Annotated in this window: 17 protein-coding genes and 2 tRNA genes; 5 read left to right on the top strand and 14 right to left on the bottom strand. The window is 40.2% G+C overall.

Annotated elements, in window-relative coordinates:
• Nucleotides 1-84: 84 nt before the first annotated feature.
• The 7 genes from HMPREF2991_RS07925 to HMPREF2991_RS07895 form a co-directional block, all read right to left on the bottom strand.
• A complete protein-coding gene (locus tag HMPREF2991_RS07925; protein ID WP_070568291.1) occupies nt 85-753 on the bottom strand; it encodes an MIP/aquaporin family protein in 669 nt (222 codons plus the stop codon).
• 109 nt (nt 754-862) lie between these two features.
• Nucleotides 863-1,654, bottom strand: coding sequence for a DUF2785 domain-containing protein (locus HMPREF2991_RS07920; RefSeq protein WP_070568288.1), 792 nt, complete (start codon nt 1,652-1,654; stop codon nt 863-865).
• A 167-nt stretch (nt 1,655-1,821) separates the two neighbouring features.
• Nucleotides 1,822-2,076 carry a hypothetical protein gene (locus HMPREF2991_RS07915; protein WP_257372016.1) on the bottom strand — a complete coding sequence of 85 codons (255 nt, stop codon included), beginning with the start codon at nt 2,074-2,076 and terminating at the stop codon, nt 1,822-1,824.
• Nucleotides 2,070-2,486, bottom strand: coding sequence for a hypothetical protein (locus HMPREF2991_RS07910; RefSeq protein WP_070568281.1), 417 nt, complete (start codon nt 2,484-2,486; stop codon nt 2,070-2,072). The genes HMPREF2991_RS07915 and HMPREF2991_RS07910 overlap by 7 nt, the downstream gene beginning before the upstream one ends.
• A complete protein-coding gene (locus HMPREF2991_RS07905) occupies nt 2,474-3,757 on the bottom strand; it encodes a Tle-like phospholipase domain-containing protein (protein ID WP_070568277.1) in 1,284 nt (427 codons plus the stop codon). The genes HMPREF2991_RS07910 and HMPREF2991_RS07905 overlap by 13 nt, the downstream gene beginning before the upstream one ends.
• 9 nt (nt 3,758-3,766) lie before the next feature.
• Nucleotides 3,767-4,444, bottom strand: a complete 678-nt coding sequence (locus tag HMPREF2991_RS07900; RefSeq protein WP_070568274.1) for a hypothetical protein — start codon at nt 4,442-4,444, stop codon at nt 3,767-3,769.
• Between the two features lie 54 nt (nt 4,445-4,498).
• Nucleotides 4,499-5,197 (bottom strand): hypothetical protein, encoded by a 699-nt coding sequence (locus HMPREF2991_RS07895; RefSeq protein WP_070568271.1) that lies wholly within the window; start codon nt 5,195-5,197, stop codon nt 4,499-4,501.
• 191 nt (nt 5,198-5,388) lie between these two features.
• On the opposite strand from HMPREF2991_RS07895, the gene HMPREF2991_RS07890 reads away from it, so the two are divergent.
• On the top strand, nt 5,389-6,357 hold the full coding sequence (locus HMPREF2991_RS07890; protein ID WP_049479777.1) for a hypothetical protein: 969 nt from the start codon (nt 5,389-5,391) through the stop codon (nt 6,355-6,357).
• Between the two features lie 91 nt (nt 6,358-6,448).
• Here the strand turns inward: HMPREF2991_RS07890 and pepF are convergent, their stop codons facing one another.
• Genes pepF through HMPREF2991_RS07855 form a run of 7 tightly spaced genes read right to left on the bottom strand, consistent with a single transcriptional unit; the run spans nt 6,449 to nt 12,308 of the window.
• The gene (gene pepF, locus HMPREF2991_RS07885) at nt 6,449-8,245 is read right to left on the bottom strand and encodes an oligoendopeptidase F (RefSeq protein ID WP_049519715.1); all 1,797 of its coding nucleotides are present in this window, start codon (nt 8,243-8,245) and stop codon (nt 6,449-6,451) included.
• 10 nt (nt 8,246-8,255) lie between these two features.
• Complete coding sequence (locus tag HMPREF2991_RS07880) at nt 8,256-8,999, bottom strand: 16S rRNA (uracil(1498)-N(3))-methyltransferase (RefSeq protein ID WP_049519714.1); 744 nt, start codon at nt 8,997-8,999, stop codon at nt 8,256-8,258.
• A 1-nt stretch (nt 9,000) separates the two neighbouring features.
• Nucleotides 9,001-9,951, bottom strand: a complete 951-nt coding sequence (gene prmA, locus HMPREF2991_RS07875; RefSeq protein ID WP_070683806.1) for a 50S ribosomal protein L11 methyltransferase — start codon at nt 9,949-9,951, stop codon at nt 9,001-9,003.
• Nucleotides 9,930-10,331, bottom strand: coding sequence for a hypothetical protein (locus HMPREF2991_RS07870; RefSeq protein WP_070683804.1), 402 nt, complete (start codon nt 10,329-10,331; stop codon nt 9,930-9,932). The genes prmA and HMPREF2991_RS07870 overlap by 22 nt, the downstream gene beginning before the upstream one ends.
• A complete protein-coding gene (locus HMPREF2991_RS07865) occupies nt 10,328-10,756 on the bottom strand; it encodes an NUDIX hydrolase (RefSeq protein WP_070683802.1) in 429 nt (142 codons plus the stop codon). The genes HMPREF2991_RS07870 and HMPREF2991_RS07865 overlap by 4 nt, the downstream gene beginning before the upstream one ends.
• A 1-nt stretch (nt 10,757) precedes the next feature.
• Nucleotides 10,758-11,819 (bottom strand): site-2 protease family protein, encoded by a 1,062-nt coding sequence (locus HMPREF2991_RS07860; RefSeq protein ID WP_070683800.1) that lies wholly within the window; start codon nt 11,817-11,819, stop codon nt 10,758-10,760.
• An 18-nt stretch (nt 11,820-11,837) separates the two neighbouring features.
• Nucleotides 11,838-12,308, bottom strand: a complete 471-nt coding sequence (locus HMPREF2991_RS07855) for a DUF3013 family protein (protein WP_070683798.1) — start codon at nt 12,306-12,308, stop codon at nt 11,838-11,840.
• 115 nt (nt 12,309-12,423) lie between these two features.
• On the opposite strand from HMPREF2991_RS07855, the gene HMPREF2991_RS07850 reads away from it, so the two are divergent.
• From HMPREF2991_RS07850 to HMPREF2991_RS07835, 4 genes are all read left to right on the top strand, one after another.
• Complete coding sequence (locus HMPREF2991_RS07850; protein WP_070568246.1) at nt 12,424-13,695, top strand: replication-associated recombination protein A; 1,272 nt, start codon at nt 12,424-12,426, stop codon at nt 13,693-13,695.
• Nucleotides 13,696-13,959: 264 nt separating this feature from the next.
• A tRNA-Lys gene (locus HMPREF2991_RS07845) sits at nt 13,960-14,032 on the top strand.
• A gap of 354 nt (nt 14,033-14,386) precedes the next feature.
• Nucleotides 14,387-14,902, top strand: coding sequence for a DUF308 domain-containing protein (locus HMPREF2991_RS07840; RefSeq protein ID WP_000672744.1), 516 nt, complete (start codon nt 14,387-14,389; stop codon nt 14,900-14,902).
• A gap of 62 nt (nt 14,903-14,964) precedes the next feature.
• Nucleotides 14,965-15,037 (top strand) — tRNA-Lys (locus HMPREF2991_RS07835).
• Nucleotides 15,038-15,212 lie beyond the last annotated feature (175 nt).

Below are 15,212 nucleotides of genomic sequence, written 5' to 3'. Positions count from 1 at the left end.
ACGTGGTTTGAAGAGATTTTCGAAGAGTATAATACGAAAAAGCCCTGTTCCTCAAACTGAGGAGCAAGGCTTTTTGAGTTTCAATTATTCTTCTGTTCCAAGGAAGTTTTTCGCAACAAGTGCTGCAAGAACACCACCAACGATTGGAGCAAGGATGAAAATCCATACTTGTTGAAGGGCTGCGCCACCTACCAAGACAGCAGGTGCCAAGCTACGAGCTGGGTTAACTGAAAGGCCAGTAATGTTCAATCCCACAAGGATCATGGCCATCAATGACAAACCAATGACCAAACCAGCGATTGCGCCATTACCTTTGCTTGCTGATGTTACAGTCATGATAACTAGGACAAACAAGAAAGTTGCGATGACTTCAAACAAGAATCCACCAAAGACAGTGACACCGTTTGCCAAGGCATTTTCACCAAGACTAGCAGTTGACATGCCTGAGTTAGACAAGAGGAAGAATACTGCAGCTGACGCAAGAAAAGCTCCAACCACTTGTCCAAGGATGTAGTTTACAAGCTCTGAAGATGACAAACGTTTGTTTACAAACATAGCAATCGAGACAGCTGGGTTCAAGTGAGCCCCTGAAACAGTTCCGATTGAGTAAGCTGCAACCACAATTGCCAGACCAAAGGCAAAAGCAATTCCAAGGTGTCCAAGGCCATTAAGACCATTTCCAAAAACAACAGCTCCTGTTCCGATGAACACAAGCATAAATGTACCGATTAATTCAGCAACAAATTTTTTCATGATAAGTCTCCTTTTTTCAAACTATGTATTAGTCTATCAAAAGAAGGAAAGGGTTTCAAGAAAATTGACTGGAAAGTTATTTGAAAATCATGAAATGACTCGCTTGAACTTAGTACTGAAAAGATTGAATGGCTTCTTTCAAGGCATCTTGTAAACTATTTTTCTGGTCAAGTTGGATATAGACTTCCAACAGACAGGATCTGAAGTTGGAAAATTTATAAAAATCTTCCCTCTCTTCTATTGGAAAGTCAACAGTTTTTATCCAAGAAGCTACTTGTTCCTGCTCTAATTTTCCTTGCAAAATGGGTTCATAAAGTACTCTCGCTAAGCGCCAATCCTCATCATTTGTAAAACGAATGGTAATTCTTTTAAATAATTGACCCAGTACATCAAATACTTCAGAAAATCTGTTACTAGGAAAATCTGGATGACAAACGACTTCAGTCAAGAGATCCGCTCCATGCGCAAAAGCGTGAACCCAACCATACTGACTTGAAAATCCTGTCGTATCCTTTTCTTTTTTTAGGTAATACAAACCTTGAGATAGCATAGCATTTCTTATATCAGTTTTTAAACCTTTATAGAAAAGAGAGTGCTCGTTACCATCTGCAGACAAAAGATTGGCATAAATAAGCGCCCTAAAAGAACGTTTAAGAGCCGAAACTCCTCTACTATCAATCTCTTTGTATAGACCTTCATCAGAGGAGATCTCTTCTGAAATAAACTGAAATTGCTCAAGGGAAAACAACTCTTCTTGAATCCCTCTAGCTAAACTCGTAAAAACAAGTTCGTCTCGAATTTCTGGAGAGGAATCTCCCAAATGCTCAAGCAACCACTGAATTTCTTCTCGACTATAGCTTGGTTTTTCTTCTATCATTTTTCTTTGTAATTTCCAACGCATCTCAAGTACCTCTACATTTCTAGTAACTTATCAAAAAGCCATCCGAAGATGACTTTGAAGAGGAATATTTGGAAAAATTGGAAAGGAATAGGGCATGGTTAAAACACTATTTTTTCTTTTTAGGAGTTAAATCTTCAAAAGATGTACTATTTTTACTAATAGTCTCGCTAATTGCTTTTTTGTCCTAAACCATTAATTGAACTATCCATTTGAGCTGCTAAAGTCGTTACAGCAGTCTTATTTGTCATAGCAAGAACCCCTATCTCCTCATCGTACTTATCTACAATACCTTTTCTACCTGATTTTATAGGAGGAGCACAAAATGCTTTGATAGCTGCTCTTTCTAATGTTTTTTTGATTTCTCGTCTGGCTGATTCTGACATAGGTCCAATCAAAGCATCTATGACTAAATCCACTAGCATTTCTTCTGCCTCCTTTCTAACTCATATAAGTCTTTTCTTTGACTATAACTCTCTTCTAACTCTTTTTCTAAGCGAGAGCGCTCTTTTCGGTACTGAGTCTGCAACTCTTCATCTTTTGCCTCTATTTTAGCATATTGACGAAGATACTCACTCCTTGTCTCAACTGAATAAGATTCTAAGAGTATCAGAAATTGGTGGCGCGCGCTCTCATCTCCAGAATTCTGTCTACCAAAATCATAAGCAATGTTTTCAAACTCCTCATATAATCTGGTCAACTGAGAACGATTATCATACAAATTTTCATAAGATTCTTCTATTTTCTTCTTAGCAGTTCTATAGTCATCCTCCAAGGACAAAAGACCATCTTCTTGCTTTTTTATTTTAATTTGAATTTCTTCTAGTTTGTCCATTGATTAATATCCCTTGCCAAGCTTTCATCTCCTTCAACTGCTTGTTCAACACCCTTCTGAATATTCGTTTCCAAATCCGTAAAGGCTTTTACAATCTCAGCTGATTTACTTACTTTTTTATCAAAATGTCTCTGAGTCTGCCCCACAATACTATCATACGTTACCCCTGCTTCTGCATAGACATCCTCTATCTCATCATAAGTTAACTCTGTGACGAACCACGGAACTTCTTTACTTTTATCGTAGAGTGTTTCTGCATCCGCAACTGCTTTTTTCGCCACTGCCTCAATCTCGTTGTGTCCGTTGCTGACACTCTCTGTCATTGCCGTCGCAACAGCTGTTGCTTGGACGCTGTCCAAGAAAAACATCTCATGGCTACTTATACTACCATCTGATAAAAATTGGGTACTCAACTGCTTTAGAAGTCGATTTTTGACACCTTGTAATTTCTTCAGAGTTTCATAGTTCTTCTTTTCAAGTCCAGTCATCTTCTCTGGACTCTGATTTTCCAAAATATCTTTGATTTGGTTAATTTGATTTTTATCACCCGTAATATCTGGATCAATACTGTGCCCACCGGAATTTTCAAGCAGATAATCTTCCCCCAAGTATACACCTAAAAAAGGTTTTGAGATATTGTTAAGAAAGTCATCTTGAGTCCGGATTCGTACTACTTGACCTGTGAATGTCTTTTGTTTATTGATTATCTTCTCCCTTGCCGAATCCCACGGAGTCAGATAATCTATGATTTTATCTTTAGATTCGATAAGACCTTCTAAATAGAGAGGCGCTGAGTTATATACCACAGTACGCGGAGCGTTATACTCTAAGGCCACCCTCTGAGCGATGTTACCTCCTAAAGAATGTCCAGTTAGAGTAATATTATCCCCATATCTCTGTCGAATCCTTTCATAAAATTTGAAAGCTTCATCATAATGAAAACCGAGCGCCATGGCTATACTACCGACATCTGTAGCGACATCCTTGACTATATCCGCATTAGGATTCGTTCCCGTATAGGCAATAATCACCTCTCCACTGTCCTTATCTAGGAAGGCTGTACCACTCGTCCCAGTAAAGTCATCATGAAAATCATCTAGATACTGGAGGTTAGAGGGGAGAGGTTTACTTCTGTCTACTGCATTAAGAAGTTGTTTTCTATCATCATGTCCAATTTCAGGTTGATTAACTCGCACATTCTCAAATTCGTAAGTCAGATTTGCTGCATCTAGAGTAGCAATACCACTATTCGCTGTATCCTTTTTACTCATACTTCTCTCCTAATTCGATACTCTCTCCTTAAAATAATAGCCATCATTAAAATCAACAGTAACAGAATAATAATAAAAGTCATCTAACCTCAAAGAACTACCAAATCCTAGCACTGTTTCAGCTTGTTGCTGTTTATTAAAATATTGGTTAATCGTTGTGTTTTTAATAATATAATCTATATCAAAAGAACCATTATTTCCATTAAAATGTTTGTTTTTTAATGATAATTTACTTAAAAACTCTTTATCTATACCAAGTTTTTGAAACAAAAAACCATCAAACTTCCATATTCTTTTAGCGGTTTCTTCATCAGAAAAAATAAATTTGTTGTCTATATATTGAACACTTACTACCACTTCATCGCTTTTTGGCGCATCTTCCTTCGCTGGGCTTTTAGCAAGAGTACCTGTTATTGTATGCGATGTTGCATCACCTTTCAGCTTAATTTCTGTGATAAAATCGTCAATTCCATCACTTTTCTTTTTAAAATAAACCTGCTCAATCTCAAACCCTTCTGGAAATTGCTTAAACAAATCAAACAGATTCTCGGTTGGATAGACACGACTAACCTCAGATACTTTGTTCTCAATCCATTCTCGACTGTTCTTATTTTCTCCACATCCTGTTATTCCTATCATTATCAACCCTACTAAAACTAACATTGCGAAAAACATACGTTTTTTCATAATACTCTCCTTATTTATGATCAGTTCAATCAGGATATTTAAAATGTTATCAAATTAATTAGAAACACTATTTCTATCATCTATCCAACTTGAAACTATCTCACTCATTCCATCATTTGGGGTATCCTTAAAAGCAATATTAACATTCAATCGATAACCTTTTGTATTATTATAAGATTCCGCTCCACTTATTGATAACATGTGTTCTCCATTTGACTTAAGGAAATTATTTATCGTAGAGTTATCACTAATATAATAGATTTCAAACACATTGCGATTTGAAAAATATCGAAACTTTTCAAGCTTCATCTTAGATAAAACATCTCTATTCAAACTTAATTTTTGGAACAGAAAACCTTTATAACCCCAAATTTTTTCCGCTACCTCATTGTTAGAAAATATAAATTCACCATCCTTATATTCTACATCAACATGCTCTTCCACTTCTTCTTTATATGGATCAGTAGAAATTTGTATAGTCTCTATCTTTCCTTTTATGGTTTGACTTTCTTCATCTCCATCTAAGGAAACTACTGTTCTGAGCGAATCCTTATAAAATGTTTGAGTAATATTAAACCCTTTCGGAAATTGCTTAAACAAATCAAACAGATTCTCGGTTGGATAGACACGACTAACCTCAGAGACTTTGTTCTCAATCCATTCTCGACTGTTTTTATTTTCTCCACATCCTGCCAATCCTATCATGATCAATCCTCCTAAAAGTAATGTTGTGAAAAACGCACGTTTTTTCATAACCTTCTCCTTACTTATGATAATTAATAAAACAACTAATCATATTTCCCTTATAGTATATCATAAAAGGCTGATATGACTGTTTCATCTATGATGTTAAAATCCTGTCTAATTCATTTTAAAACACTGTAATCCTAAAGGTCATGATATAATAGACAATGAATAACAAGCATTACTTGAAGGAGAAATGTATGAAAAAATCGTTCAGACTTTGTTGCCTAGCTTGTGTGACAACACTAGCCTTAGCCCTTGGTGCTTGCTCATCAAAGCCATCTACTAGTTCTACAAATAATTCAAACAATCAGGTTTCTACCTACCATAAGAAAGATGTAACTGGTCCTGCTGCTTCATTTGACTGGAATGCCAAAGTTGAACCTACCAACTATGAGAGAACCTTTGTTGAAACCAACAGTGGCAGTCAATTTAATAAAACTTTAGATCGCACGAAAGAGGCGGCAGAGAATCTTGAAAAAAAGAAAAAGGAAATTTCGGATCCTAAGGTTCAAACAGCCCTCAAATTAGTGGATGCTGTCTTTGTCAATCAAGAAAATTTTGACCTAGTTGTGAAATCAGCGGGTGCTAGCAATCAAGAAGAGTTATTTGATAAGATTTGGAACGAATATTTAGTCCCTGAGTTAACTAAAATCCGTCCGAATTTTTCAAATGATACCGTCTTTGAATATAAAGGAGAAAAATATCCTCTCAAAATTTATGCTCCTATGTTTTTCAAGGTCAACACCAATGCATTAGGAAAAGCAGGTGCCTATACTCTTGAGGACTATAAGGTGGAGGGCGACATGGTTTATTTGAAATTTATGTCCCCATCTGTTGATACCTACCAATACGAAGTCAAGGCTACTTATCATGATAACTTCCAAGACTTCTTTCAAGGACTGGTGGAAGAGCAACAAAAGGTTGGTCAGTCCGACTATGCTAAGGCTCTAAATATTCGATTTGTTTATCAATTAGCGGCGCTTGATTTTAAAGCTGACAACTACGTAGACCTAGAGGGCATGGATTATCTTGATCGTAACACCCATTACCTTGCCATAAAAGTGGATAATAATGGTGAAGCTAGCCTTGACAATGAAAATCTCGCCAACCTTTTACAAATTAGCATGAAGGCTTCAAACGAGGCCAATAAAGGAAAATTTGAATAAATCTTTAAAGCATAAAAAAATCACCTCAAACAGGTGATTTTTGTGTATTCATCTTATCGATAAACCGTCTTAAATCCGACACTGGATACCCTTACTCTCCCAACTGGGCACTGTAAGCGATAATCTGGTCAACTGTTTCAGACAGAAACTGAATCGTATCACGGAGTGGTTTGTCTGTTGAGATATCCGCTCCGATAATCATGGCTGACTCAAGCGGTGTCTTACTACCACCTGATTTGAGGAGGTTGAGCCAGTCTTCAGCTCCAGTTTCCGAATATTTCAGATGGAGGTAACCCGCAGTCGAGATAACTAGTCCAGCAGAGTAGGTGTAGCTATACAAGCCCATGTAGTAGTGAGCTTGGCGCATCCAAGTCAAGGCTGCATCGTCATCAATCTCAATAGCATCTCCCCAGAAATCTGTCAAAACTTCCTTCATAATGCTGTTGAGCTTGCTTGCTCCAAAGGTTTCCCCTTCTTCAATCAATGTATAAACCTTACGCTGGAAGGCTGCTTCCAAGAGGTGGGTGATGAAATTATGGAAGTAGGTATCTGTTAAGCGGTGGGCAAGGGCAAATCGTTTTTGACGTGGGTCGTCCGATTGGTGCTCCAAGTAGTCACTGAGAAGCAATTCATTGAAGGTTGATGGCGCTTCGACATAGTAAGTAGACATGTGGGCATTGAAGTAACTTTGGTGATTATCTGAAAAGATGAATTGACCAGAATGCCCAATTTCATGAATCAAGGTATAGACATCACTCAAACGACCAGTCCAGCTCATGAGGACATAAGGGTGCACGCGATATGGATCCGCCGCATAACCGCCAGAATCTTTACCACTATTGGCAGCAAAGTCCACCCAGCGTTCTTCTTGATAGCGCGCAACTTCCTGACAATATTCTTGCCCTAAAGGTTCTACTGACTTCATGACCAAATCATAGGCGTCATCAATAGTCACTTCAGGATTGAGGGCACTGTCCAAGTCCAATTTCCAGTCTGCAAAGGTCATCTTTTCAAGACCATTGACCTTGGCAACATGCTTGAGGTATCTCTGGGCAACTGGCGCAAAGTCCTTCATGATGAGGTCAATCTGACGATCAAACATAGCACGGTCCACTTCTTGCTCAGCTAGGAGATAATCAAAGACTGAGTCGTAGCCCTTCATATCTGCCAAGAGTTTTTCAGACTTTACCTGAGCTAGATAGGCTGCTGCAGCTGTATTTTGGTGCTTACGAAGTCCCTCTGAGAAGGAGCGGAAAGATTTCTCACGAACCTCAGCGTCCTCGTGATTTTGGTAGAAATTTTCATAGGTAACAAAGCTGTTTTTGTAGGTCTTGCCATTGGCTTCAAAGTCAGCCATTTCAAAGTCCCCAGCTCGCATCTTAGTATAAATGTCCTGTGGACTGTAGAAGACTTCACCCAGATTGGTCAAGGCCTTCTCCACATCAGCCCCTAGATAGTGGGCTTTTTTGATTTTAGCCTGACGAATGGCTGCCGTCAAGTGGGGCTGTTCACCCAAACGGTCCAATACTTCCTCATCTGCTGCCACCAAGGCATCGTCAAAGAAGGTCAAGGCTACGCTGGCATCTGTTTCAAATTCCATCCCAGCTTGGGCGATATTAGCAAAATCTTCATTACTATAATCAGTCGTTTGAGGCATAAAGGCATAATTGCCGATATGGCTCATCTGGATGTAGATTTGCTCCAATTCCGCAAAGGCCTTCTCAAAATCCTCAAAAGTGTGAAGATTACCCTTGTAATCACAGCTAAATTGGTTGATGTCTTCGCGAGTCTTTTCGATTGCTCGCAAGAAATCCTCACGGTCTTGGTAAAGGGCGGTTAAGTCCCAAAGTTCCTTTTCGGGAAATTCTGATCGGTGTTTTTGTTCCATTTTCTTCCTCTTATTTCTCTAATTCTACTAAAACACTAAGGGCTGATAAGGCGTAAAGTGGGGCTGTTTCTGCTCGCAAGATGCGAGGGCCAAGTCCTGCCAAGACGGCTCCTTTAGCTTCAAAAGACTCAATTTCTGCAGGTGAGAGACCGCCTTCTGGACCAAAGATAAAGAGCAATTTGGCTCCTTTTTCAAGACCAGTGACTGCTTGTAAGAGCGCAGCGGCTTCTCCTTCTTTTGCGGATTCTTCATAGGCTACTACGATAGAGTCAAACTGATCCAACAGGGCTAGAAAATCTGCTTTTTTCTCAAAAAGTTGGATACTTGGGACCAGATTCCGCTTGCTTTGTTCTGCTGCTCCAAGGGCGATTTTTTCTAGTTTTTCAACCTTTTTGCCCAATTTCTTACCATCCCACTTGGCGACCGACCAATCTGCTGGAAATGCCCAGATTTGGCTAGCACCTAGTTCCGTCACTTTTTGAGTGATAAACTCAAGCTTGTCTCCCTTGGGAAATCCTGATGCGATGGTCACTTGGATTGGCAGTTCCACATTGTCAGCTAATTCTTCAACTAATTCAAACTGACGAGCTTCTACATCCAGCACGCGCGCCAAGCGCTTGATGCCATCCTCAAAGACTAAGGTCACCTCATCATCTTCTTTCAGCCGCATGACCTGAAACATATGCTTGCTGGTTTCCTTGTCCTCAATGGTGATAGGTGATGTAGCACTGCCTTTGACAAAATACTGCTGCATGCTAGCCTCCAATCACACCTGAAATATCCTTAGTCTTCTTAAAGACACAGGCATTCCATTCCCCTTGAATCATGTGGGTTTCAAGGAAAAATCCAGCTGACTCAGCTGACTCGCGCACCATGTCCCACTTGTCCTTGATAATGCCACTCATGATGAGGTAGCCTTCATCCTTGACCAAGCGATAAGCATCCTCTGTCAGATGAATGAGAATATCCGCTAAGATATTGGCTACAATGACATCTGCTTCAATCTCCACACCCTTGAGCAAATCTCCAGCAGCAACGTGGATGTTTTCCATGCCAGGGTTGAGCTCGATATTTTCCTGAGCCACCCGAACCGCCACATCATCCAGGTCATAGGCGAAAATTTTCTTGGCACCAAGAAGCGAGCAGGCAATGGAGAGAACACCTGATCCAGTTCCCACATCCAGCACCGTTTCGCCGCCACGAAGAACCTGCTCCAAGGCAAAAAGGCTCATCTTGGTCGTTGGATGCGTTCCAGTCCCAAAGGCCATACCAGGATCTAGCTTGATAATCTTTTCCCCAGCAGTCGCCTCGTAGTCCGTCCAGGACGGCACAATGGTCAAGTCATGAGTGATGCGAGCTGGCTCATAGTATTTCTTCCAGTTGTCTGCCCAGTCTTCCTCAGCCAAGGCAGTCGTGCCCATCTTGACCTCTCCTAGATCCATAAAATCAGTTAATTCTGCCAGGCGAGCCTGCAAATCTGCCTCAACCACTGCTACATCAACCGTATCAGGATAGTAGGCGGTCACTACGATTTCTTCATGTTGCTCGACCTCTGGGAAAATCTCACCAAAACGGTCGACATTCCCCACATAGTCCATGCTGTCTTCAATCGCAACACCTTGCGCCCCCAGCTCAATCAAGAGATTGGAGACCAGCTCCTCTCCCTCACGCTTCACTGTAACTTTTAACTCTTGCCATGTTTCCATTTTGAATCTTCCTTATTCTTCTTAAATTCTTCAATCACATCTGTATAGTGTTCTTTCATCGCGCTATGAATCTGCTGTTTAAAAATACCAAACGTAAGATAATAAACAAATAGAACAATTCCTGCTAACAGTATCAATAATAAAAAATATACTGAAAGGGGCAGTACGAGACCTCTACCACTCAGTAAGGGTATAGCAAGCATTAATACCCAAATAACAGCCATAGAAATCCCAGCTACTTTCGTACCACTTTCTCTCTGCTTCTTTAACTTTAAATATTCCAAATAGATGAATGTAGCTTCTTCTCTAGAATATTGTCCAGTTTTTAGTTTGCGTTTAACTTCCTTATTTAGTGTCGTTGTTGCAATTGCAAAAATCATTTTATTTCCTCCAAATAATCCCTCACTCTATCCTGCAACTGGGGTACAACCCTATCTGAGCCAAGAAACTCGTCAATGCCCATCAGTTTGTAGCCCTGCCCTTCATCACCAAAGACAATCTTGTCAAACTGTTCCTGATCCAATTTTCCAACTAGAAAGACGGATTCCTTCCCCTCAAAAAGCATACTTGGGTACACCTTACTCCAAAGCAGGCAATCCTCAGTCAGATGAATTCCTAATTCTTCGTAAACTTCACGCGCCGCGCACTCAAAAGGACTTTCATCGCCCTCTCGTCCGCCACCTGGCAATTCCCACATATTGGGCCAAGGAATGCTTGCCTTATCATCACGCAAGATAGTTAAAATCCTATCCTCACAAAAGAGGGCAATTTTGCAACCTGTAAAATCAGAAATTTTTATTTCCATATTAGACTCCTTCGGCTAATTCTTTCTCCAACTCTGCTAACCAGTTTTCATAATAACGTTTCTCATCCCGCACCAAACGGCTGGTCACCATGTTTTGTCTAGCAATTTTTATAGCCTTGTCAGTCTGATCCATATCTTTCTTTACCAGAAATTGATACCAGGCTTGCATTATCTGCGTGTCTGCCATTTTTAGAGATAAGAAGGACTTGACTCCTCGATTACTTGCATATTCCTCTGCTTTCTCATGATCCCTTTCAAGCAAGGCAATTTGGAGAAGGTATAATTGGGAAAGAGTTTGAGACATTGGGTTATCTGTTTTATCTAATAAAGACTGAAAGTGTTTTTTGGCAGTCTCTATCTGACCATCGAATATGAAAACTAGTCCCTGGAAAATCTGAATGCTTTCTGCAAAACTCCCTCTTGCATCCTCATCAACAGGCATGATAAAGTCTTTCAAATCATACTCTTGAGGAGCTAGCAAGGTCTGGGCAGAATGCCTCAACACCGAGTAGGCGTATTTCGTATTTTCAGGTTGCTGTAGCAATTCCCAGATTTTCGCTCCATCGGTAATCCCAACTGGCTTTGCATTGATGAGAAGAAAAGATAGATTTAGACAAATCCAAGTAGCTGCAAAATACCAGTTATCTGTCAAAAATCCATACAATAGCGCCAATAAAATCAAGCTAAGATGAACCATCAAGCCTCCTGCAAGCATCAGAATGATTCTTTGATCGCTTTCATCTTCTTTTAATCCAATATACTGAGCACCAACATTTTTCAGAACGGCTGTTCGACTCAGATGAAACTTGCCTGACTTTTTGGTCAAAAGAAAGTTTCCTAATCCAAAAGCCACCAGGCGATAGCCTGTCAGGTAACCACAAAATGCGTGCCCCAGCTCATGAAGGATAAATATCAGATAAATGCTGAGAAAAGTAAATAGATAGCCTGGAATAAAGACTAAAGAAAAATCTAACTCTTTAAAGGCAATCGTCCCAAAAACAAATCCCAGCATCAAAAAAACAAAGGACAGACCGGAAATAAAAGACAATACTATTTTCTTCATATACTTCCTCGCTAGTCTCTAGTATCTCGGATAAGGATAAAACTCTCCTTCTTCCAAGCCGACTTTTCCTTCTTCAAAGATTTCTTGATTCCATTCCATGACGAATTCTTCTGCTTCTGGATCTTCCAAAAAATCCATGAGCGCATCAAGCCCAACCTCGGCAGTATCTTTGAGAAAAAGGGCGAAATAAGCTAAAAACTCACGAGAAAATCCTTTTTTAGGCAGGTAAGGGATGACTGTTAAATAGTCTTCTGCGTTAACCGTTGACTTGGTCGGATTGTAAAAAAGGACCGCTTCTTCAAAAAGGATATCATCTGACGAAACCTCTCCATCCTCATCCACCATCTCCACACCGGCAGCATTTTGCGCTTCCAATAGAAAACTCACTTCAACCGCGTGATTGCGCTTGTCCCAACTAATCTCAAAGTCAAAGGGAAAGTTCTTGTCCAACTCCTCCTCTAAAACATCTAAAAATCCGTATGTTGCCATTTTGTCCTCTTTCTATGCGACTCTTTAATCGCCCCGATTGCTCGGAAATATGCTAAAATAGATACTACCATCTTACCACATATACATCAGAAAATCCATGTTAGAAAGGACTGCTATGCCAGACAATCTCGCGCTTCGCATGCGCCCCAAAACAATCGACCAGGTCATCGGTCAGGAGCATCTGGTCGGACCTGGAAAAATTATCCGTCGCATGGTGGAAGCCAATCGTCTGTCCTCCATGATTCTCTACGGACCTCCAGGTATTGGCAAGACCAGTATAGCCTCAGCCATCGCTGGAACGACCAAGTATGCCTTTCGGACCTTTAATGCGACAGTTGATAGTAAAAAGCGACTCCAAGAAATCGCGGAAGAAGCTAAATTCTCCGGTGGATTGGTCCTACTACTGGACGAGATCCATCGACTTGACAAAACCAAGCAAGACTTTCTTCTGCCGCTCTTGGAAAGTGGTCTGGTTATCATGATTGGAGCAACGACTGAAAATCCCTTCTTTTCTGTCACTCCTGCTATTCGTAGCCGTGTTCAGATTTTTGAACTGGAACCTCTGTCTAACCAAAACGTCAAAGAAGCGATTCAAATGGCCCTGACTGACCCTGAACGAGGTTTTGATTTCCCAGTAGAACTAGATGAGGATGCCCTTGATTTTATCGCAACATCTACCAACGGAGACCTCCGTTCTGCCTTTAATTCACTAGATTTGGCTGTTCTATCTACCCCTGAGAATGACAAGGGTATCCGCCATATCACGCTCGATATCATGGAAAATAGCCTGCAGCGGAGTTACATTACCATGGATAAGGATGGGGATGGGCACTATGATGTTCTCTCAGCCCTGCAAAAATCCATCCGCGGATCAGATGTGGATGCCAGTCTCCACTACGCAGCCCGCTTGATTGAAGCTGGGGATCTGCCTAGTCTAGCTCGTCGTTTGACTGTTATCGCTTATGAAGATATCGGCTTGGCCAATCCTGAAGCCCAGATCCATACTGTAACTGCTCTAGATGTTGCACAAAGGATTGGTTTCCCAGAAGCCCGCATTCTCATTGCTAATGTCGTCATTGATCTGGCTCTTTCTCCCAAATCCAACTCAGCCTATGTGGCGATGGACAAGGCTCTGGCTGATCTCAAAACATCGGGGCATTTGCCTATCCCTCGGCACCTGCGTGATGGTCATTACAGTGGAAGCAAGGAACTGGGCAACGCCCAAAACTATCTCTATCCGCACAACTATCCTGGAAACTGGGTCAAGCAAGACTATCTGCCAGAAAAAATCAAAGACCAGCACTACTTCACTCCGGAAGATACTGGCAAGTACGAACGGGCTTTGGCTCAAAGAAAGGAAGCTATCGACCGTTTGCGAAAAATCTGAAATCCTTTTCAAAAAATTGCACTTTCCTCTTGATTTTTTTTGAAAAAGTGGTATTATATAAACATAGAAACGCTGTGGTGTACGACTTCACACTTAAGTGTTGACCGACTATTTTTTGTATTATTAGGGAAACAAAAGTCTTCTAACAGCATGTAGGCCGTCTCACACGGAAACAGCTTCAGTTAGAGCGAGTTGCCCACCTGCTTAATTGCGCGGGTTCAATACAAACCGTGAAGTTTCGGCACCAATACAGCTTTTTTCTTTGCCTCCTTAGCTCAGCTGGCAGAGCAGCGGACTCTTAATCCGTGGGTCACAGGTTCGATCCCTGTAGGGGGCATCTAAATACAACAGGAAAAAGCCTTGTAAATCAAGGCTTTTTTTGCTTGTCTATAACTGATTTACCCCATCATTTGTCCCACATTTTAAATCTATCTTTTCTTTTTGAATCAAATTACATCTTTACAAATAGTGTAAAGCCAGTTACTTTTGCTTTGATGCCATACAATATTTTCATGTAGAGAAGACAAATTTTATCTTCTCTTTTTATTTTCAAAATAATAAAAACTGATTTTCTTTTCATAAATCAGACTGAAACTTCCAAATTTTCCATTTTGTTTATTGATATTTCCTCTAAAAAGGTGTATAATATTTTTATTATCAAACTATACTATACTATATAGGGGGTATTGAAATGAAATTTTCTAATCGTTTATCGCTATTCCTTGCAGGAGTTGTTTTTGTCCTTTTAGGACTTTTCCTATTTACAAACCCAGTAGCTAATCTTGTTGCTTACAGCTGGTGGATTGCATTTGGTTTACTGGTTTCTTCTATAGCAGCTATTTTAGGCTATTTCTCTGTACCAAAAGAGCTTCGCTCACCAGCTCATCTTTTCCAAGGGATTGTTAATCTTCTCTTAGCTCTTTACCTCGTTGCCTATGGCTTTGTGACGCTGCCAGTTGTCATTCCAACTATTTTAGGAATTTGGTTAATTGTAGAAGCCATTATAGTTTTCTTTAAAGGCAATCGTCTGGGATTGATTTTCCCTATTATTGGCAACCATATCATGTGGATAGCGTTGCTTGCATTTTTACTAGGTCTAGTGATTTTGTTCAATCCAGTAGCTACAAGTGTCTTTGTCGTTTATGTCGTTGCCTTTGCATTTTTAATTGTTGGTTTCACCTATATCCTTGATGCCTTTCGTAAATAATCTAGCTGCCATTTTGGGCATATTAAAATAGCTGGGAAGTTACATTCTCAGCTTTTTCTGTTGCCTCCTTAGCTCAGTTGGTAGAGCAGTAGACTCTTAAGCTATGGGGCGCAGGTTCGAGCCCTGCAGGGGGCACATCTAAATCAACAGAAATAAGCCTTGAAACCAAGGCTTTTTTTAACGTCTAATAGCTTTTTGTAGAAAAGTATTTAAAAATAAAAGAGAAGAGAATCTCTCACTCTCTTCTCAGTATATCTTATTAAATTTAGTTTTTCTTAATCTAGCTGATTTTCCTTTGCAACGACAAATT

Source organism: Streptococcus sp. HMSC072D07, assembly GCF_001814835.1.
Taxonomy (GTDB): Bacteria; Bacillota; Bacilli; order Lactobacillales; family Streptococcaceae; genus Streptococcus.
Note: the sequence above shows the minus strand (reverse complement) of the source record. Positions and strands in the feature narration are given on the sequence as shown.